Here is a 22335-nt window from a genome sequence, read left to right as displayed (position 1 = left end):
AAAGGGGAGAGGACAATGGGCAAAGCAACAGGTTTTATGGATTATAAAAGAGAAAAGCCAAATGAACGTGACCCTCTCACTCGTCAAAATGACTGGAAAGAATATTCAGCTCCTTATACAGATGACGTATTGAAAAAGCAGGGCGCTAGATGTATGGATTGCGGAACACCGTTTTGTCAAATTGGGATGGAGATCAGGGGCGGCGTGTCTGGCTGCCCGATCTACAACTTAATTCCAGAATGGAATGATCTTGTCTATCGCGGGAGATGGAAGGAAGCTCTCGAAAGACTGCAAAAAACAAATAATTTCCCAGAGTTTACTGGGAGAGTATGTCCTGCACCTTGTGAAGGGTCATGTACAGTCGCTATCAATGATCCGGCTGTTTCGATTAAAAATATCGAACGCACGATCATTGATAAAGGTTTTGAAAATGGATGGATCACACCAAGAATTCCTTCAAGCCGTACAGGGAAGAAAATTGCCATTGTCGGCTCAGGACCAGCAGGACTTGCAAGTGCTGATCAATTAAACCAAGCAGGGCACGCTGTCACAGTGTTCGAGCGTTCTGACCGTCTTGGCGGACTGCTGACATACGGGATTCCAAATATGAAGCTCGACAAAGAAGTGGTCGAACGAAGAGTCAAACTTCTAAGACAAGAAGGCATTGACTTTGTGACGAACACAGAAATCGGCGTGGATATTACTGCTGATGAACTGAAAGAGCAGTTTGATGCAGTTATCCTTTGTACAGGTGCACAAAAGCAGCGTGATCTATTGATTGAAGGCCGGGAAGCAAAAGGGATTCACCTTGCGATGGATTATTTAACCCTTGCAACGAAAAGCATGCTTGATTCAGGATTTAAAGACAAAAACTTCATTGATGCAAAAGGAAAAGACGTGATTGTGATTGGCGGAGGAGATACAGGTGCGGACTGCGTGGCAACTGCACTTCGCCAAAAAGCAAAAAGTGTTGTTCAATTCGGGAAGCATCCAAAGCTTCCGGATACACGTGTAGGGGATAACATGTGGCCAGAACAGCCTTATGTCTTCTCGCTGGATTATGCTTATGAAGAAGCACAAGCAAAATTCGGAGAAGATCCGCGTCAATATTCAATTCAAACCACAAAAATTGTGGCAGATAAAAATGGGAAATTAAAAGAGCTTCATACCATTCAAATGGAAAAGGTGAAAAACGAACAAGGGAAGTTTGAATTTCATGAAATTCCAGGGACAGAAAAGGTATGGCCTGCTCAGCTCGTCTTTATTGCAATTGGTTTTGAGGGAACTGAACAGCCGCTTGTGAAACACTTTGGCGTGGACAGCAAAAACAATCGCATTGACGCAAAATATGGGGAATATACAACAAATGTAGAAGGCGTATTTGCAGCGGGAGATGCAAGACGCGGGCAAAGCTTGATTGTCTGGGCAATTAATGAAGGCAGACAAGTGGCGCACGAGGTAGACCGTTATTTAATGGGGAGTTCGGTTCTGCCAAAATAGGTCAAACAAAGGGTGTTACAATATAAAGAAAAGCCGTGACCAACGTGTGGTCATGGCTTTTTATGATTCAGAAATGGTATGGTTGATCAACACCTTTTTACGTTTAAACTGCGATACGACTAAACAGAGGAAGACAATCAGAACAAAAAGGGAAATGGTCAAAAAGCCAAACGTATATGAGCCAGTCAATTTTTTTAAACTGCCAAGAATATTAGGTAAAAAGAATCCGCCAATGCCTCCAGCAGCCCCAACAATTCCGGTCACAATCCCAATTTCTTTATGAAATACTTGAGGCACCAGCTGAAAAACAGCGCCATTCCCCATCCCAAGGCACATCATCCCCACAAATAAAAGCGCAATGACCACAGGTAAAGCTGGAAGACTGCTCACTCCTCCTAAGCAGATGGCGATGATTCCGAATAATGCAAGCAGTACTTTCATTCCGCCTATTTTATCGGCAATGAGACCGCCCACAGGCCGAAAGAAGCTGCCTGCCGCCACACAAAGTGTCACAAAATCACCAGCATGAATCTTCGAAACCCCATATTGATCTACAAAGAAAATACTGAGGAAACTGGAAAGCCCGACAAATCCTCCGAATGTGATCGCATAAAGCAAACAGAAAAACCATGTCGATTTCACTTGAAATACTGAAAAGTACGACCGGATCGGCTGAGGAGCGGGCTGATTTGGTGCATCTTTTGCAGTGAAAATAAAAAACAAAAAGACAAGACTTAACGGAATCAAAGCGAGCCCCATTACGGCATGCCACCCGTAAATCTCCGCAAGCCTTGGACCAAATAAGGTGGAGATTAGTGTTCCACTATTCCCGGCGCCTGCAATCCCCATGGCTACTCCTTGTAAGTGAGGAGGATACCAGCGGCTTGCCATGGGCAAAGCAACAGCAAAACTTGCTCCTGCTACTCCAAGCAAAATCCCAATTAGTACGAGCTCTGAAAGGGTTGTACCAGCGATAAACCCCCAAATAAGCGGAATAGTCGTTAAAAGCATTCCTATCACTGCGGTCTTTTTAGGTCCTATTCGATCGGTGAATAAACCAAGCACAATCCGAAAAAAAGAACCAGATAGAATTGGAATGGCTACAATCATGCCTTTCTCTACGGTTGATAAAGCAAAATCTTGTGCAATAAAAGCACCCAGCGCCCCTAACAAAACCCAAATCATAAAGCTCACATCAAAATATAAAAAGGAACCAAACAATGTCTTAGGATGACCACTTGATTTTAATTCTGAGAGTTTCATAAAACGCCTCCTCTATTTTGAATTTTCTGACTTAAAGATAGCGAGTTCACTTATGTAATGAAAGTATTATGTGAGAAAAATTGACATGAATAAACACTTTTTTACAAGTGTGTGCCATAATCAATCCATACAATGTGCTCGAGCAAGAGGCTTAGAAAGGTTGATTTCAGATGGCAAAACGCAAACTTGTGTTTATCGGAAACGGCATGGCGAGTATGAAATGTATCGAAGAGATCATTCAAAAGCAGCCAGAACATTATGCCATAACAGTCATTGGAAAAGAGAAGCACTCTGCCTACAATCGAATAAAACTTTCGTCGATTTTACAAAAAAGCGAATCATTCGCTGAAATTCAACTAAAGGAAAAAGAATGGTACACCGCGCATGACATCACATTGTACAAAGGAGAATCAGTTGTACATATCGATACAAATCGAAAGTGTGTCATGACAGATGCGCGCCGGGAAATTCCCTATGACAAGCTCGTCATTGCAACGGGTTCATCACCGAATTTTCTTCCTATTCAGGGTGTGTCCAAAAAAGGGATATACGCTTTTCGGACAATTGATGATTATGAGGCCATTTGTGCGGATGCGGTGCATTATCAACAAGCAGCAGTGATCGGAGGCGGCGTGCTTGGTGTGGAGGTAGCAGCCGGTCTGCAGATGGCGGGGCTTGAAACGACCATCATTCATCATACGGAGCGGCTGATGCAGCGCCAATTAGATGAAACAGCAGCCGGATTATTACAGCGAAAATTCATAAGAAAAGGCATTCAGGTGAAAACAAATGCCCATACGATTGCATGCTTAGGCGGTGAGAGGGTAGAAGGCGTTCTATTGAAAAATGGCGACATCGTGGATGCTGATCTTGTTGTTTTTACAACAGGTATCCGTCCGAATATACAGCTTGCAGAGAATCATGGCATACACACGAGAAAAGCCATTGTTGTCAATGACGTGATGGAGACTAATATCCCGAATATTTATGCGATTGGAGAATGTGCAGAGCACCAAGGAATGGTGCATGGCCTTGTTCAGCCCATTTATGAACAAGCAAGCGTGCTCGCTAAGCATCTTTTAGGAGAAAAAATCACACATACACCAAAGCCCATTTACTCAACAAAATTAAAAGTACCTGATTTGCCGATTTATTCTGCTGGATGTATTGAACATCATTCTCCGTTTATGTCAGCTGTGACTTATTTAGATGAAGAGCAAGAGGTGTATAAAAAATTCGTCTTTGAACGTCAGGCGCTGGCAGGTATTTTATTCGTCGGAGAGCTGGGGAATGCCGATCAGCTTTTGCAAGATGTAAAAGTGGGACGTGATAAAAGTGTGGTCATGAAAGCCCTTCATGAAAAGCCATCATCCCCACTAGATTCATTAAAAATGGAAGACCTCGTCTGCCAATGTCAAACCGTTACAAAAGGGACGATTTTAAAAAGCATTTCGGTTCATCAGCTGACAAACTTAGACGAGGTGAAAAAACAGACAGGGGCAGCAACTGGGTGCGGCGGCTGTCAAGAGCTCGTCCGTGCTTGCTGCCAGTTACCATCACATGATCAAACGGAATCGCAGGCCTTTTTTTGTCCATGTACAGAAGTAGAGGAGCAGACCATTTTTTCGTTTATTAAAAAACAGCAACCGGTGAATGCTGAAGAAATAAAAAGACATTTTCAATGGAAAACGAATCACGGCTGCGGCATCTGCCGGCCGGCCATTCAATACTATCTCGAGCAATTTCAAGGATCGGTGGAAAAAATCGGCGCTGCTGAACAGGAAGACATGTTGATTCCTCAATTATATGGAGGCCGGCTTGATCTGGATTTTTTGAAAATCATTACGTCTTTGTTAGAGAACAGGCTGATTGAGCAGGCAGAGCTGACAAAGCATAAACGAATACGGCTCATCGGTGTGTCAAAACAGGCGGCACAAATCGTCAAAAATCATTGGCCAATTATGCCTAATGAGAAAAGAAGACTATCTCATATCCTTTCATGCGACTGTAACGATCCAGCTGTCACGTCACTTGTGATGGAGCTGGAAAGACAAGTGGAAGATACACTTTTACCAGCTGTCACCTCCATTCATATCACCGGTGCTTCTTGCACGTGTAAACTTGCTCCAATTGATGACATCTGTCTGAAAAAGCAGCTGGGTGAATGGAACATTTATATAGGAGGCCAGCTTTTTTACACCTTGGCTCATTCAAGTGAGCTTATTCCTTTCTTAAAAGCGCTGCTTGAAGAGTATAGAAAAAATGCTTACTTTCAAGAATCCATTGGCGATTGGCTGTCACGGCAAGGGAACATTTCTATTCGAGAAAAGTTACTTGATGAGGAAATAAGAGAAGAGCTCTGTGCGCAATTTGACCAAAGCAGACAAGGAAATGTAAGACATAAGGATGTGAAGGTATGAGTCAATCTTTTTTACAATATGCCCAGCAAAAATCAAAGCAGGAAGAACAAAAGCGAGTGTTCCCAGCCCAATGTCCTTTTTGCAGTATGCAGTGCAAAATGCAATTAATCGAGCAGCATGTGGAAGGGCGAACACGCTACCAAACGATTGGTGTACACAATCCAACTACGCACGGAAGACTTTGTATGAAAGGACAGCATGCCCACCAGCACGCGCTTCATAAAGATCGCCTGAATCACCCGCTGATCAAAAGAAACGGACAATTTGTAAAAGCGACATGGCAGGAGGCTCTCGAAGAAATCAAAACAAACATAGAATCCCTTCAGCTGTCGCATGGCCATGATGTGATCAGTGTGTACGGAAGCGCATCAATTACAAATGAGGAAGCGTACTTACTCGGGAAATTTGCAAGAGTGGCGCTGAAAACGAAATACATCGATTATAACGGCAGACTATGTATGTCTTCGGCAGCAACTGCCGCAAATCAAACATTCGGACTTGACCGTGGTCTGACCTTTCCTTTAAGCGACATCAAGCATGCACGGGTGTTGATATTGGTTGGAACGAATATAGCGGAATGTCAGCCAACCTTTCTGCCCTACATTGAAGAGGCAAAAAACAATGGCGCTTTTCTCATCGTCATTGATCCACGCAAAACTCCGACAGCCCAAATAGCCGATTTACATGTCAGCCTCAAACCAGGGTCTGATGCCGCACTGGCAAACGGCATATTGCACATCATGCTGCATGAGCATTTAATCGATGAATCATTTATTCATCAACGAACATCAGGTTTCCAAAAACTAAAGGAGCACATCTCACGCATCTCCTTGCCAGACATTGCTGAGCAAACTGGCGTGACGATTGATGTGATGCAGAAAATAGCAAGGAAATTCGCGCAAGAAAAGACAGGTATGATTTTTACAGCAAGAGGCATTGAGCAGCAAATAGACGGTACAGCCTCTGTCCGTAATTTCCTGAATATTCTGCTTGTTACTGGGAAGATCGGCCGCTTTGGATGCGGCTATGGCGCAATAACCGGCCAGGGAAATGGCCAGGGAGCAAGAGAGCATGGGCAAAAAGCAGATCAGCTTCCAGGATACCGAGATATCTCAAACCCTGCTCACAGAAAAGAAATGGCTGAACGATGGAACATTGATGAAAAAGAACTTCCAGGAAAGGGCGTGTCTGCTTTTGAAATGTTTGAAAAAATGCAGGCAGGTGAAATCAAAGCACTCTTTTTAATGTGCTCAAATCCTGTCCAGTCAGGGCCGAACGCGCACTTGATTCAGCAAGCCATCAAGAATTTGTCCTTTTTTGTTTCCGTTGATTTATTTATGTCTGAGACAGCTGCGCTGGCAGATGTAATTTTACCGACTTCGTCATATTTAGAGGATGAAGGTACCGTGACAAACGTAGAGGGGCGCGTTACGCTTAGAGAAGCAACATATCCACTTAAACACCAAAGAAAGCACGATTGGCAAATCATTTGTGAAATAGCAGCTGTATTAGGCAAAGGCAGCCATTTTTCCTTTTCATCCGCAGAAGAGATCTTTGAGGAATTAAGAGCCGTAACAAAAGGTGCAAAGGCTGATTATTCAGGCATAACCTATGAAAGGCTGAGGAAGGAACAAGGCATAAGGTGGCCTTGTACTCATTTAGAAGACCCGGGAACTGAAAGATTATTTGAACATGCATTCTCACATTCTGACAGTTTAGCAAAGTTTGCCGTCGTCACACACGGAAAAAAGGCTGCAAAGGAACCCGTCAGTCAAGAATACCCTCTTTATTTAACGACCGGCAGGGTGATGGCTCATTACCAAACAGGCGTTCAAACAAGAAGGAGCACCTCTCTTGTTGCCAGACAGTTTGAAGCATATGCAGAGCTTCATCCTGATACAGCGAAAACGTATGGACTTCAGCACGGGGAGCTCGTGACCATCAAGTCAAAAAGAGGAAGTGTCATCATCAGATGCCGCATATCAGACACCATTCGAAAAGATACCGTATTTGTTCCATTTCACTGGAGCAAACATCAATCAATTAATCAATTAATTGATGATCAACTAGATCCGCACAGTAAAATGCCAGGCTTTAAATATTGTCCTGTACAGCTGTCAGCCTATGTGAATGAAAAACTATGTGAGAAATTTTAACATGTATTTTCCATCTATGTTTAGATTATGGTATTTTCTAAAAAATGATCACATGAGGGGTGTTTATTCATGAAAGAAAAACTCGTATTAGTGGGGAATGGTATGGCGGGCATTCGAAGCCTTGAAAACATTTTAAAAACAGACGGCGAACGCTTCGACATGACGGTATTTGGGAGTGAACCGCATCCTAACTATAACCGAATTCTTTTATCGAAAGTTCTTCAAGGAGATACGAAGGTCGAGGATATTACGTTAAACGATTGGAACTGGTATCAAGAGCATAATATTCAGCTGTTTACAAACGAGACCATTGTGAAGATTGATACAGAGAACCAAACAGTCACCAGTGATCAAGGACGGACCGTGAATTATGACCGATTGATTTTAGCAACAGGGTCCCTTCCATTCATCCTGCCAATTCCAGGGAGTGATAAAAAAGGCGTAACGGCTTTTCGTACATTGCAAGACACTGAGGAAATGGTCAATGCCTCTACCATGTACAAAAAAGCAGCAGTCATCGGAGGCGGACTCCTTGGGCTTGAAGCAGCACGCGGCCTATTAAACTTAGGCATGGAAGTGAATGTCATTCATCTCAGCTCTCATTTAATGGAACGCCAGCTAGACCCTATTGCAGGCCAGCTTCTTCAAAAAGCATTAGAAGAACAGGGGATGAAATTCCTGCTTGGAAAACAGACAAATGAGATTTTAGGAGATACAAGAGTAGAAGGATTATCATTTTCAGACGGCACTACACTTGAGACAGACCTAGTCGTCATGGCTGCGGGAATTAAACCAAGTAAAATGCTTGCAGAAATAAGCGGGCTTGAAGTGAACCGAGGTATTATTGTCAATGATTTCATGGAAACAAGTGTACCGGGCATTTATGCCGTCGGCGAATGTGTGGAACACAGGGGACAAACGTACGGATTAGTTGCTCCTTTATACGATCAAGCGACTGTACTTGCCAAGCATGTATGCGGCTTGAACCCTGCTCCATATGAAGGCTCTGTTCTGTCAACACAGCTGAAAGTATCTGGAGTTGATGTATTTTCAGCTGGTGATTTTATTGAAAACGATGAGAAAAAGGCGATTAAAATTTTTGACGAACAAAAAGGCATCTATCAAAAACTCGTCTTCCAGCAAAACCGATTAGTAGGCGCCGTCATGTTTGGAGAAACAAGCGACGGACCTCGTTTATTCTCGTACATTAAAGAAGGAATAGATATGTCGGATATGGAGAAGGTATCTGTCTTAACCTCCAATGATTCGGCGCAAGAAAGCACGATTGACAGCATGGCAAACGACCATATCGTTTGCGGCTGTAATGGCGTGTCAAAAGGGCAAATTGTAGAAGCCATTCAGAAAGAAGGCTTAACAACGTTTCAGGAAGTCAAGCAATGTACAAGTGCCTCACGATCTTGCGGAGGCTGTCAGCCTGTTGTCGAAGAGATTCTTTGGCATACGCTAGGTGAGGATGCAAGCCGGACAGGCCAAAAAGAAACCATCTGCGCCTGCACCACTCTTTCACGAGATGAAGTCATTCATGAAATCAAAGAAAAAGGCTTGCAGCATGTCAAAGAAGTAATGAATGTACTTGACTGGAATACAGAAGAGGGCTGTTCAAAATGCCGACCTGCACTGAATTATTATTTAGGCATGCTTTATCCACTTGAATACAAAGATGAAAAGAGCTCACGCTTTGTAAATGAACGGATGCATGCCAATATTCAAAACGATGGTACCTATTCAGTTGTTCCGCGAATGTACGGCGGCGTCACCAATGCAAATGACTTGAGGAAAATAGCCGATGTCGTCGACAAATATGAAATACCGCTTGTGAAAATGACTGGCGGTCAGCGTATTGACCTTCTAGGTGTCAAAAAAGAAGATTTACCAAAAGTGTGGGCGGATCTAGATATGCCATCGGGTTATGCTTATGGGAAATCTTTAAGAACAGTTAAAACATGTGTTGGAGAACAATTTTGCAGGTTCGGCACGCAGGACTCCATGGCTCTTGGAATTGCACTTGAAAAGAAATTTGAAGGTCTTGCGACACCGCATAAAGTAAAAATGGCCGTCTCTGCTTGTCCGAGAAACTGTGCAGAGTCCGGAATTAAAGACCTCGGTATCGTGGGGATAGATGGAGGGTTTGAATTGTACGCCGGCGGAAATGGCGGCACACACCTGCGGGCTGGAGATTTATTAATGAAGGTCAGTACAGCAGAAGAAGTAGAGCAAATGGCCGCAGCATACCTTCAATATTACAGAGAAACGGCAAATTATTTAGAAAGAACTTCTGCTTGGGTTGAGCGACTTGGGTTAGATCATATTCAATCAGTACTCCTGGATGATGAAAAACGAGCAGCCTTAATCGAAAGAATGAACATTGCGCTTTCAACATATGAAGAGCCTTGGCAGGAGCTTCGCGAGAGCCAAAAAGACACGAGACAATTATTTCAAAAAGCGACGGCTTCCGTATAAATCAATTGAAGGGATGAGATCATATGACAGTTTCAGTTGTTAAAGTTCACATTGGCACCCTATCAGATTTTCCGCTCCAGCTAGGGAAAACAGTTGAAGTCGGTACACTTGAATTAGCTGTTTTTCAAACTTCTAATAAGCAGTTCAAAGCCATTGAAAATCGCTGTCCTCATAAAGGCGGCGTTCTGGCTGAAGGCATGGTCAGCGGCAATCACGTTTTCTGTCCAATGCATGATTGGAAAATTGATCTTTCATCAGGAAACGTTCAAGCACCAGACCACGGATGCGTTAAAACATATGAAACATTCGTTGAAGGGGACAATGTCTTTATTTTATTGCCTTCATAAATGGTTTAGATCCTTCCTTTCATGTATATGCTGTATATAAATGCAGCAAGAAAGGAAGGAATTTTTGTGCCGTTCGTTAATATTTTGATTGAACTCTTAATCGGATTTTTCGCTTTATTTTTTATTACAAAATTATTAGGGAAAACACAATTTGCACAAATCACACCGTTTGATTTCATTTCTGCACTAATTTTAGGCGAAATGGTCGGAAACGCTATTTTTGATCCGGAAGTCAGGATTCAGCACATTTTATTTGCTGTTGCAGTATGGGGCGTTCTCATTTATACAGTTGAATGGCTTTCACAGCGCTTTAAATCCATTCGCGCTTTTTTAGAAGGAAGACCTACTCTTGTGATTGATAAGGGGAAGATTCGCTACAATCGGTTGAAGAAGAATATGCTTGATATCAATCAGCTGCAGACACTGGTTCGCGCAAAAGGCCATTTTGCCCTGAATGAAATTGAATATGCTATTTTGGAAACGGACGGCTCTGTCAGCGTTCTTCCGAAAATGAAATACGCCCCAGCCACAGCCGAAGATGTGAACGTGAAGGGAAAAGAAGTGAAATTGCCTAGAACGTTTATTATTGACGGCGAAATTTTAAAAAAAGATCTTCAAGAAGCCGGTTTTGATGAATCCTGGCTAAATGAGCAATTAAAAAAGCAGCATATTTCCTCTTATCGAGACGTTCTATTTTGTGAATGGATTGAAAATGAAGGGATTTATGCGATGCAATATGAAAAGTCTAAAAAAACATCCACAACATAAAAACGTGGGTGTTTTTTTGTGCGTGTACGGAATAGGATCAAAAAGAATGTTTGATGAAAACGTTCACAAAATGAGGGGGAGATATGTGATGAAATTTAGAAACGTATGGATGGTCATGGTCTTGTCTTTCTTTCTTTTTGACCCAGCTTCACTTCAAGCAGCAGAAGCCGGGCATAACCGCGTCCTTGTCGTTGATCAAAAGGGAAGCGGGACATACCGCACCGTTCAGTCTGCCATTGATGCGATTCCAGCAAACAATCAACAACCGGCAACGATCTATATTAAAAATGGCGTATATAAAGAAAAAATATTGCTTCCGCAAAATAAACCACACGTATCCTTTATTGGCGAAAACCAGCACAAGACGATTCTTACGTATGATGATACAAATGCAAGCACTGGGAGTACAACAAACAGCTCAAGCACAATGATTCGTGCAAACGATTTTTATGCAGAAAATATCACCTTTCAAAATACAGCTGGCAGACATGCGGGTCAGGCAGTTGCACTGTATGTGTCTGGCGACCGGGCTGTGTTTAAACAAATACGTGTGTTAGGCTATCAAGATACACTTTATGCAACAGGCACTGGGCGGCAATATTACGAAAACTGCTATATTGAAGGCACGGTCGATTTTATTTTTGGATCAGCCACAGCTGTGTTTAAAAGAGCTGAAATAAAAAGCCTTGGAAATGGGTATATTACTGCAGCATCCACAACAGAAGCACAAAGGTACGGCTATGTATTCATAGATTCTACGTTGAAAAAGGGAACGGCAGCTGCGCAATCGGTTTATTTAGGACGTCCGTGGAGACCTTATTCGGCTGTGACATTCCTCCATACAAAAATGGATGACCATATAAAAGCCGAGGGATGGCATAACTGGGATAACCGTAACAACGAAAGAACGGCCAGGTACAAAGAATTTGGATCGACAGGAGCAGGAAGCAGCCCAGCAAACCGCGTAAAATGGTCAACCATTTTAACCCAAAATGAAGCAAGTCAAATCACAGTTCAGGCTGTTCTTGGAGGAGCCGATGGCTGGAATCCAGAAAAGAGGTAAAGGGCTTGTCAGTTTTCGTCAAAGAAAGCTGACTTTTCTGTTTAAAAAACCTTTGAGAACAAACGTTCTTTTGTGTATAATGAACATATTCTTCTAAAATTGGCTGCAACAAAAAGGAGGGATTGCGTGAAGCGTTTTTCACAGCTCATGTTTTTACAAATATGTATCCTGTCGATTTTATTTCTCCCTTTTTCAGCAAAAGATGAACAACTCAAAGCTCGTGACGATTCACTTCAATGGATGACAGCTTTAGACGAATTCATACGAACAGCACCTGATTTAGAGGGCGCGATCTCTGGCATCAGCGTCCGCGATACTTCTGACACCTCCCTTATTTATGAACATCAAGCCGATATTCGTCTTACTCCTGCTTCTAATATGAAACTGCTCACATCAGCCATCGCACTTGATATACTTGGAGAAACACACACATTCCCTACAGACATCTGGATGGATGGTTCTATTCAAAAGAAAACGCTACATGGCAGCCTTTATCTTCGTGGCACCGGCGATCCGACTTTATTAGAGGAGGATTTTGCAGCACTCGCCAAACAGGTCAAAAAGGCCGGAATACATACCATTCGCGGACAGCTTGCGGCAGATGATACTTGGTTTGATGACACGAGATATTCCATTGATCTGCCTTGGAGTGATGAGGATCAATATTACGGTGCACAAATTTCTGCTCTCACGGCTTCACCGAATCAAGATTATGATGCAGGGACCGTGATTCTCGAAGTAAAACCAGGAAAAAAAGCAGGACAGAAAGCCGCCTATGATATGATCCCGAAGACGGATGTCGCTCAAGTCATCAATCAAGTGAAAACCGTTCCAGAAGGCGGAAAAAAGAAAATTTCTTTTAAGCGCTCTCACGGAACCAACAAGATAACGTTGACTGGAACCATTCCGGTTAAAGCAAGCTCATCTAAACAATGGGTAGCTTTATGGGATCCGTCCGCCTATGCTTTAGACTTAATGAAACGAGCGTTAAAGGCGGAAGGGATTCAAGTGAAGGGACCGCTGAAATCAAAACAAGTTCCTAAAAAAGCCAAAAAAATTGCTTCCCATACATCGATGCCATTATCAGAGCTGCTTGTTCCTATGATGAAATTAAGCAACAATACCCATGCAGAAATTTTGCTAAAGGAACTAGGCAAAAAAGTGAAGAACAAAGGGAGCTTTGAAGCTGGGCTGGACGTCATGAATGAACGGCTTCCTGCGTTTGGCGTTGATCCTTCGTTTGCAGTGCTGCGTGACGGATCGGGGATATCACCTATTAACCTTGTCTCCGCTAACCAGTTCACTTTATTTTTGACAAACATTCAAAAGGAAAAATGGTTTAAAACCTATGAACATGCGCTCCCTTTAGCAGGGGAAAGTGAACGAATGGTGGGGGGAACGTTAAGGAACAGATTGAAGGAACCAGCTACACTAGAAAAAGTACGTGCAAAAACAGGGTCGTTAACAACGGTCAGCACACTTTCTGGATATATTGACACGCAGGGCGGAAAAACGCTCGCTTTTTCCATTTTATTAAATCACCTTGTTGATGACGAAAAAGGGAAAGAGATAGAAGACCGTATTGTCAGCATACTAGCTGAGAATCTTTAGATTTAGAGAGAGAAGGAGAACCATCATGACGTTAGATAATAATCAATCTTTAGTAAAAACCATGTCCATTTTTCTCATCCCGCTTTTGCTAAGTAATATTTTGCAATCGATCGGACAATTAGTGTCTATTGTTCTTGTCGGAAGATGGATTGGAGAGGATGCAGTAGCTGCCATTTCTGCATTCTTTCCGCTTTTCTTTTTACTCGTTTCTTTTTCCATTGGCATTGGATCGGGGAGCTCGATCCTTATTGGACAAGCGTATGGAGCAAAAAATGAACAGAAATTAAAAGAAATTATTGGCACAACGCTTTCATTCACTTTTTTAATCGGAGTATCTTTAGCGATCATTGGAGGTTTTTTCGCAACTGATATCTTAAACCTCATGGGAACACCCGCTAATATCGTGGAGGAAAGTGCGGCATATGCCAGAATTCTATTCATCTCAATGCCGATCTTATTTCTTTATTTTGTTTATACGACCTTCTTGAGGGGAACAGGGGATTCGAAAACACCTTTTTATTTCTTAATGATTAGTACGGCAACGAATATTTTGATGCTGCCCATTTTATTATTTGGCTGGCTGGGACTGCCGGCGTTCGGCTTATATGGCGCTGCGTATGCTTCTGTGATTTCAACAATTGTGACGTTTATCATTCTACATATCTACTTATATAAGACAAAGCACCCGCTTCGCATTGATGCATCGGTGAGAAAGCATTTATTGATGAAAGGGGATCTATTAAAAACGTTATTAAAGCTTAGTATCCCATCAAGCATTAATATGATCCTTATTTCTTTATCAGAAATTGCCGTTATTTCTTTCGTCAACGATTATGGATCACAGGCGACAGCTGCCTATGGTGTTGTCAATCAAGTCGTGAGTTATGTGCAGATGCCGGCAGTGAGTCTTGGCATTGCGGTCTCAATCTTTGCAGCACAATTCATTGGTGCAGGGAATATGAATCGACTGAAAGATGTCATTAAAATTGGGTTAGGACTTAACTTTGCCATAGGCGGATGTATCATTATTTTCGTTTATATTTTTGCACCGCAGATTTTATCTATCTTTTTAACAGATCCTAAGACAATAGACATTGCCTATAGTTTGGTCGTCATTACACTATGGAGCTATCTCATTTTTGGAACGGCCCAAATTGTTGCAGCCACAATGAGAGCAAGCGGGACGGTTCTTTGGCCGACGATCTTTAGTATTTGTTCCATTTGGCTTGTAGAAGTACCAGTCGCTTATGTGCTATCACACTATACATCTCTTGGCATTAAAGGAATATGGATTGGCTACCCAGCTGCTTTTTTTGTGAACTTACTCCTCCAATACAGCTACTATCAGCTCGTATGGAAGAAAAAACAAATTGTCTCGCTTGTTCAATCATAATGTGAAAGCGTAAAGCAGCATATACATACGAAGATCTCTCACTTTTAAGGAGGCCGGATCTTCTATGTTTTTGAATCAAAGAAGTGAACTAATCTCGTACAATATCGGTGATTTTTCTTATGCCGGACCAGATTTCCAAGTGTTGACTTGGGGAGAAGGAACGACATTACATATTGGGAAGTTTTGTTCCATCGCAAACGAAGTGAAAATTTTTCTAGGCGGGGAACACCGTACAGATTGGGTCACAACGTATCCGTTTAATCAAATTTTTAAAGAAGCTGCCCATATTAAAGGACATCCCAAATCGAAGGGGGATGTTCATATTGGACATGACGTATGGATTGGATATGGTGCGACGATTATGTCAGGAGTATGTATAGGAAACGGGGCCGTGATCGGGGCAAATAGTGTGATCACAAAAGATGTGCCGCCATATGCAATTGCCGCAGGAAATCCCCAGCAGCTCATGAAATATCGATTTTCATCCGAAATAATCGAAAAACTGCAGTTATTAGAATGGTGGAATTTAGAGCTTTCAATCATCCAATCTATTTTTCACCTTTTACAATCTCATGATATTGAACGTTGTATAACTGTAATAGAAGATATAAAAAAGAAAGGCTGAGAAAGCCTTTCTTTTTTAGTTTAGCTGAGCCGTATGATGGTCAAGGTAGCACCTGCAGCACCGCCCCCGCCAACTAAAATAGCTGTGACAACTGCCCCAAAAAACTGCAGTGAAATGGTGCTTCCAGCTGTTATATTGACGATTAAAGTATTATTGAGAAACGAAGTAGAGATAACCGGTGATTGAACAGAACCAGGCACAGTATCTCCATTTAAAAGCAAACGTGTATTAATTAAAAGAGCTGTTGTGGTGTTGACTTGATACGTAATATAATATTTACCAGTTTGCAAAACGGTAAAAACAGTGCTCGTTCCGTTTGCGGTAAAGTTAGTAATGTTTTGTAAATTCGGCAGAGGAATATTCGTTCCACTAGCTACAGTGATAATGGTAGATCCAGAACTATTAGCAGCATAAAGTGCTGTATCCGTAAAACCACCTGTTCCAGTAGCCCCAGTAGCCCCAGTGACACCAGTAACACCGGTAGCGCCAGTAGGTCCGGTTGGTCCGGTGATACCTGTAGCGCCAGTACGACCAGTAGCCCCAGTGATACCCGTCGCACCCGTGATGCCTGTAGCGCCGGTAGGTCCAGTTGACCCAGTGCTACCCGTGGCACCGGTAGGACCAGTTAATCCAGTACTACCTGTGGCACCAGTAGGTCCGGTAGCACCAGTGCTACCCGTGGCGCCGGTAGGACCTGTTGATCCAGTACTACCCGTGGCACCAGTAGGTCCGGTTGATCCAGTGATACCAGTTGCACCAGTAGGTCCGGTAGCTCCAGTGATCCCCGTTGCGCCAGTAGGTCCGGTAGCTCCAGTGATCCCCGTTGCGCCAGTAGGTCCAGTTGATCCAGTGATCCCCGTGGCACCGGTAGGACCAGTAGGTCCCGTAATCCCAGTGGCACCAGTAGGTCCAGTTGATCCGGTAATCCCCGTGGCACCAGTAGGACCAGTAGGTCCAGTTGATCCAGTAATCCCAGTGGCACCAGTAGGTCCGGTTGATCCAGTGATACCAGTTGCACCAGTAGGTCCGGTAGCTCCAGTGATCCCCGTTGCGCCAGTAGGTCCGGTAGCTCCAGTGATCCCCGTTGCGCCAGTAGGTCCAGTTGATCCAGTGATCCCCGTGGCACCGGTAGGACCAGTAGGTCCAGTAATCCCAGTGGCACCAGTAGGTCCAGTTGATCCGGTAATCCCCGTGGCACCGGTAGGACCAGTAGGTCCAGTTGATCCAGTAATCCCAGTGGCACCGGTAGGACCAGTAGGTCCCGTAATCCCTGTCACCCCAGTAGGCCCAGTTGATCCAGTGCTGCCTGTAGCACCCGTATCTCCAGTTGCTCCAGTAATACCTGTAGCCCCAGTAGGTCCAGTTGACCCAGTGATCCCCGTAGCCCCGGTAGGTCCGGTTAATCCGGTGATCCCCGTGGCACCAGTAGGACCAGTAGGTCCAGTGCTGCCTGTAGCACCCGTATCTCCAGTTGCTCCAGTGATACCTGTAGCCCCAGTAGGTCCGGTTAATCCGGTGATCCCCGTGGCACCAGTAGGACCAGTAGGTCCAGTGCTGCCTGTAGCACCCGTATCTCCAGTTGCTCCAGTGATACCTGTAGCACCCGTAGGTCCAGTTGACCCAGTGATCCCCGTAGCCCCGGTAGGTCCGGTAGCTCCGGTAATCCCCGTGGCACCGGTAGGACCAGTAGGTCCAGTTGATCCAGTAATCCCCGTGGGACCAGTAGGTCCCGTAATCCCCGTGGCACCAGTAGGCCCAGTTGCTCCAGTGATCCCCGTTGCACCAGTAGGTCCAGTTGATCCGGTGATCCCCGTTGCGCCAGTAGGCCCTGTTGACCCAGTTGATCCGGTGATTCCCGTGGCGCCGGTAGGACCGGTATCTCCAGTTGCTCCAGTGATACCTGTAGCCCCGGTAGGCCCTGTTGACCCAGTGATCCCCGTGGCACCGGTATCTCCAGTTGACCCAGTAATCCCAGTGGCACCAGTAGGCCCGGTAGCTCCAGTAGGTCCAGTGCTACCCGTTGCACCAGTAGGCCCGGTAGCTCCAGTAGGTCCAGTGCTACCCGTTGCACCAGTAGGCCCTGTTGGTCCAGTGCTACCCGTTGCACCAGTAGGCCCTGTTGATCCAGTGATCCCAGTAGCCCCGGTAGGCCCGGTAGCTCCCGTAATCCCCGTTGCACCAGTAGGTCCAGTTGATCCAGTGATACCTGTAGCCCCGGTATCTCCAGTTGCTCCAGTGATACCTGTAGCCCCGGTAGGCCCTGTTGACCCAGTGATCCCCGTGGCACCGGTATCTCCAGTTGACCCAGTAATCCCAGTGGCACCAGTAGGTCCGGTTGATCCAGTGCTACCCGTGGCGCCAGTAGGCCCTGTTGACCCAGTGATCCCCGTGGCACCGGTATCTCCAGTTGACCCAGTAATCCCAGTGGCACCAGTAGGTCCGGTTGATCCAGTGATCCCAGTAGCCCCGGTAGGACCGGTAGCCCCAGTTGATCCGGTGATTCCCGTGGCACCCGTATCTCCAGTTGATCCGGTGATACCTGTCACCCCAGTAGGACCAGTTGGTCCAGTGCTACCAGTGGCACCAGTAGGCCCTGTTGATCCAGTGATCCCAGTAGCCCCGGTAGGCCCTGTTGACCCAGTGATCCCCGTGGCACCGGTATCTCCAGTTGACCCAGTAATCCCCGTGGCACCAGTAGGTCCGGTAGCTCCAGTGCTACCCGTGGCGCCAGTAGGTCCAGTTGATCCAGTAATCCCCGTGGCACCAGTAGGACCAGTAGGTCCAGTGCTGCCTGTAGTACCCGTATCTCCAGTTGATCCGGTAATCCCCGTTGCGCCGGTAGGCCCGGTAGCTCCGGTAATCCCCGTGGCACCAGTAGGTCCAGTTGATCCAGTGATACCTGTAGCCCCGGTAGCTCCAGTTGATCCAGTGATACCTGTAGCCCCGGTAGGCCCTGTTGACCCAGTGATCCCCGTGGCACCGGTATCTCCAGTTGACCCAGTAATCCCCGTTGCACCAGTAGGACCGGTAGATCCAGTTGATCCGGTAATCCCCGTTGCACCAGTAGGTCCGGTAGCTCCGGTAATCCCCGTGGCACCAGTAGGCCCAGTAGGTCCAGTGCTGCCTGTAGCACCCGTATCTCCAGTTGCTCCAGTGATACCTGTAGCCCCAGTAGGTCCGGTTAATCCGGTGATCCCCGTGGCACCAGTAGGCCCAGTAGGTCCAGTGCTGCCTGTAGCACCCGTATCTCCAGTTGCTCCAGTGATCCCAGTAGCCCCGGTAGGACCTGTTGACCCAGTGATCCCCGTGGCACCGGTATCTCCAGTTGACCCAGTAATCCCCGTGGCACCAGTAGGTCCGGTTGATCCAGTGATCCCAGTAGCCCCGGTAGGACCGGTAGCCCCAGTTGATCCGGTGATTCCCGTGGCGCCGGTAGGACCGGTAGCCCCAGTTGATCCGGTGATTCCCGTGGCACCCGTATCTCCAGTTGATCCGGTGATACCTGTCACCCCAGTAGGACCAGTTGGTCCAGTGCTACCAGTGGCACCAGTAGGCCCTGTTGATCCAGTGATCCCAGTAGCCCCGGTAGGACCTGTTGACCCAGTGATCCCCGTGGCACCGGTATCTCCAGTTGACCCAGTAATCCCCGTGGCACCAGTAGGTCCGGTAGCTCCAGTGCTACCCGTGGCGCCAGTAGGTCCAGTTGATCCAGTAATCCCCGTGGCACCAGTAGGACCAGTAGGTCCAGTGCTGCCTGTAGTACCCGTAGCTCCAGTTGATCCGGTAATCCCCGTTGCGCCGGTAGGCCCGGTAGCTCCCGTAATCCCAGTGGCACCAGTAGGTCCAGTTGATCCAGTGATACCTGTAGCCCCGGTAGCTCCAGTTGATCCAGTGATCCCAGTAGCCCCGGTAGGCCCTGTTGACCCAGTGATCCCAGTGGCACCGGTAGCTCCAGTTGCTCCAGTGATACCTGTAGCCCCGGTAGGTCCGGTAGCTCCAGTAATCCCAGTAGCACCAGTAGGTCCAGTTGACCCGGTAATCCCCGTGGCGCCGGTATCTCCAGTTGCTCCAGTGATCCCCGTTGCACCAGTAGGTCCAGTTGATCCAGTGATACCTGTAGCCCCGGTAGCTCCAGTTGATCCAGTGATACCTGTAGCCCCGGTAGGCCCTGTTGACCCAGTGATCCCCGTGGCACCGGTAGCTCCAGTTGCTCCAGTGATCCCAGTAGCCCCGGTAGGACCGGTAGCCCCAGTTGATCCGGTGATTCCCGTGGCGCCGGTAGGACCGGTAGCCCCAGTTGATCCGGTGATTCCCGTGGCACCCGTATCTCCAGTTGATCCGGTGATACCTGTCACCCCAGTAGGACCAGTTGGTCCAGTGCTACCCGTGGCACCAGTAGGCCCTGTTGCTCCAGTGATACCTGTAGCCCCGGTAGGACCTGTTGACCCAGTGATCCCCGTGGCACCGGTATCTCCAGTTGACCCAGTAATCCCCGTTGCACCAGTAGGACCGGTAGATCCAGTAATCCCCGTGGCACCGGTAGAACCAGTTGATCCGGTAATCCCCGTTGCACCAGTAGGACCAGTAGCTCCCGTAATCCCTGTTGCGCCAGTAGGCCCTGTTGATCCGGTGATACCTGTCACCCCAGTAGGACCAGTAGGTCCAGTGCTGCCTGTAGCACCAGTTGATCCGGTAATCCCTGTGGCGCCGGTAGGACCAGTTGCTCCAGTGCTACCCGTTGCACCAGTAGGTCCAGTTGATCCGGTAATCCCCGTTGCACCAGTAGGACCAGTAGGTCCAGTGCTGCCTGTAGCACCCGTATCTCCAGTTGCTCCAGTGATACCTGTAGCCCCAGTAGGTCCGGTTAATCCGGTGATCCCCGTTGCACCAGTAGGACCGGTTGATCCAGTGATCCCCGTAGCCCCGGTAGCCCCGGTAGGACCGGTAGATCCGGTGATCCCCGTTGCACCAGTAGGCCCGGTTGATCCAGTAATCCCCGTTGCACCAGTAGGCCCAGTAGGTCCAGTGCTGCCTGTAGCACCCGTATCTCCAGTTGCTCCAGTAATACCTGTAGCACCCGTAGGTCCAGTTGACCCAGTGATCCCCGTAGCCCCGGTAGGTCCGGTAATCCCCGTTGCACCAGTAGGCCCAGTAGGTCCAGTGCTGCCTGTAGCACCCGTATCTCCAGTTGATCCAGTGATACCTGTAGCCCCAGTAGGTCCGGTTAATCCGGTGATCCCCGTGGCACCAGTAGGCCCAGTAGGTCCAGTGCTGCCTGTAGCACCCGTATCTCCAGTTGCTCCAGTGATCCCAGTAGCCCCGGTAGGACCTGTTGACCCAGTGATCCCAGTGGCACCGGTATCTCCAGTTGACCCAGTAATCCCCGTTGCACCAGTAGGACCGGTAGATCCGGTGATCCCCGTGGCACCAGTAGGTCCAGTGCTGCCTGTAGTACCCGTATCTCCAGTTGATCCGGTAATCCCCGTGGCGCCGGTAGGCCCAGTTGCTCCAGTGCTACCCGTTGCACCAGTAGGTCCGGTAGCTCCAGTGCTACCCGTTGCGCCAGTAGGTCCAGTTGATCCAGTAATCCCCGTGGCACCAGTAGGCCCAGTAGGTCCAGTGCTGCCTGTAGTACCCGTATCTCCAGTTGATCCGGTAATCCCCGTGGCGCCGGTAGGCCCGGTAGCTCCCGTAATCCCAGTGGCACCAGTAGGTCCAGTTGATCCAGTGATCCCAGTAGCCCCGGTAGGCCCTGTTGACCCAGTGATCCCAGTGGCACCGGTATCTCCAGTTGCTCCAGTGATACCTGTAGCCCCGGTAGGTCCGGTAGCTCCAGTAATCCCAGTAGCACCAGTAGGTCCAGTTGACCCGGTAATCCCCGTGGCGCCGGTATCTCCAGTTGATCCAGTGATCCCCGTTGCACCAGTAGGTCCAGTTGACCCAGTACTACCTGTAGCACCGGTAGGTCCAGTTTCACCTGGTGCTGCTAAAAGTGTGTAATCTGGCGACGTATCTGGCGTACCTGAAGGTGGTGCAGAATCCACAATATACGTACCACCACCATAAGTGACCACTTGACCGACTGAATATGTTGGTGCCATAACAGGATCATAGGCTTCAATACCACTTAATCCGATCCCAGTAGGACCCGTAGGACCGGTTTCTCCAGAAGCAGCTAAAAGGGTATAGTCGGGGGAGAGTCCAGGTATTCCTGATGGAGCGTCAACATTGGCAATGTAAGTACTGCCATCAAACGTGACCACTTGCCCTGCATCGTAATCTTGTGATTGTGAGGGATTAAAAGGAAGGGCGCCGGTTAACCCGCCAGCAGGTCCAGTAGGTCCGGTTGGTCCAGGGGGACCTGCTGGGCCTGCCGGGCCTCTTGGTCCAGCTCTTTGATTTTGTTTTGATTGTTTTATTCCTTTTGCATTGTGGCAAGGTTGATTCCCTTGAGATATATTTTGTTTTGAATATTCTTGTTTAATGAATGGACAGTCTCTTTTTCGAGGACGGTCATGACGTGATCTTTTGTAATGAGGCTGTTCATGGTATTTACCGCAAAAGGGACATTTGTGTTCGAATTGATTGTACAAATTGCCCATCTCCTAGAATTGATATTTCATTCTATGTGCAAATTTTCAAATTGGAAGTAAAACCTAGAAAATCATCATTTCGAAAATCATCGAATCAAATCATTTAAATCTTTCA

General features: G+C 46.7%; 12 protein-coding genes. 10 read left to right on the top strand and 2 right to left on the bottom strand.

Annotated elements, in window-relative coordinates:
- The first annotated feature begins 15 nt into the window (after positions 1–15).
- Positions 16–1500, top strand: coding sequence for a glutamate synthase small subunit (gltD, locus tag NSS76_RS09540; RefSeq protein ID WP_024428371.1), 1485 nt, complete (start codon positions 16–18; stop codon positions 1498–1500).
- 60 nt (positions 1501–1560) lie between these two features.
- Here gltD and NSS76_RS09535 read toward each other — a convergent pair whose 3' ends face one another.
- Positions 1561–2763: a nitrate/nitrite transporter gene (locus NSS76_RS09535; protein WP_341081999.1), complete on the bottom strand. Its 1203-nt coding sequence runs from the start codon at positions 2761–2763 to the stop codon at positions 1561–1563.
- 170 nt (positions 2764–2933) lie between these two features.
- On the opposite strand from NSS76_RS09535, the gene NSS76_RS09530 reads away from it, so the two are divergent.
- The 9 genes from NSS76_RS09530 (at position 2934) to NSS76_RS09490 (ending at position 15627) form a co-directional block, all read left to right on the top strand.
- Positions 2934–5183 (top strand): FAD-dependent oxidoreductase, encoded by a 2250-nt coding sequence (locus tag NSS76_RS09530; RefSeq protein WP_341081997.1) that lies wholly within the window; start codon positions 2934–2936, stop codon positions 5181–5183.
- Positions 5180–7339, top strand: a complete 2160-nt coding sequence (gene nasC, locus NSS76_RS09525; RefSeq protein ID WP_341081995.1) for an assimilatory nitrate reductase catalytic subunit NasC — start codon at positions 5180–5182, stop codon at positions 7337–7339. Before NSS76_RS09530 ends, nasC begins: the two co-directional genes overlap by 4 nt.
- A gap of 69 nt (positions 7340–7408) precedes the next feature.
- Positions 7409–9820, top strand: a complete 2412-nt coding sequence (gene nirB / locus NSS76_RS09520; protein ID WP_341081992.1) for a nitrite reductase large subunit NirB — start codon at positions 7409–7411, stop codon at positions 9818–9820.
- 23 nt (positions 9821–9843) lie between these two features.
- The gene (gene nirD / locus NSS76_RS09515; protein ID WP_044332990.1) at positions 9844–10167 is read left to right on the top strand and encodes a nitrite reductase small subunit NirD; all 324 of its coding nucleotides are present in this window, start codon (positions 9844–9846) and stop codon (positions 10165–10167) included.
- 66 nt (positions 10168–10233) lie between these two features.
- Positions 10234–10935, top strand: coding sequence for a DUF421 domain-containing protein (locus NSS76_RS09510; RefSeq protein WP_149126558.1), 702 nt, complete (start codon positions 10234–10236; stop codon positions 10933–10935).
- An 88-nt stretch (positions 10936–11023) separates the two neighbouring features.
- Positions 11024–11998: a pectinesterase family protein gene (locus NSS76_RS09505; RefSeq protein ID WP_216100443.1), complete on the top strand. Its 975-nt coding sequence runs from the start codon at positions 11024–11026 to the stop codon at positions 11996–11998.
- Positions 11999–12124: 126 nt separating this feature from the next.
- Positions 12125–13609: a D-alanyl-D-alanine carboxypeptidase/D-alanyl-D-alanine endopeptidase gene (dacB, locus tag NSS76_RS09500; RefSeq protein ID WP_257802534.1), complete on the top strand. Its 1485-nt coding sequence runs from the start codon at positions 12125–12127 to the stop codon at positions 13607–13609.
- A 25-nt stretch (positions 13610–13634) separates the two neighbouring features.
- Positions 13635–15002 (top strand): MATE family efflux transporter, encoded by a 1368-nt coding sequence (locus tag NSS76_RS09495; protein WP_029705978.1) that lies wholly within the window; start codon positions 13635–13637, stop codon positions 15000–15002.
- Positions 15003–15066: 64 nt separating this feature from the next.
- Positions 15067–15627, top strand: a complete 561-nt coding sequence (locus NSS76_RS09490) for a CatB-related O-acetyltransferase (RefSeq protein WP_341081984.1) — start codon at positions 15067–15069, stop codon at positions 15625–15627.
- A gap of 20 nt (positions 15628–15647) precedes the next feature.
- Here NSS76_RS09490 and NSS76_RS09485 read toward each other — a convergent pair whose 3' ends face one another.
- On the bottom strand, positions 15648–22229 hold the full coding sequence (locus NSS76_RS09485; protein WP_341081983.1) for a hypothetical protein: 6582 nt from the start codon (positions 22227–22229) through the stop codon (positions 15648–15650).
- Positions 22230–22335: the final 106 nt, after the last annotated feature.

Origin of the sequence: Bacillus sp. FSL R5-0654 (assembly GCF_038008745.1) — a bacterium.
Taxonomy (GTDB): Bacteria; Bacillota; Bacilli; order Bacillales; family Bacillaceae; genus Bacillus; species Bacillus safensis.
The sequence above is the reverse complement of the archived record's forward strand: the minus strand, read 5'-3'. Positions and strand labels throughout refer to the sequence as shown.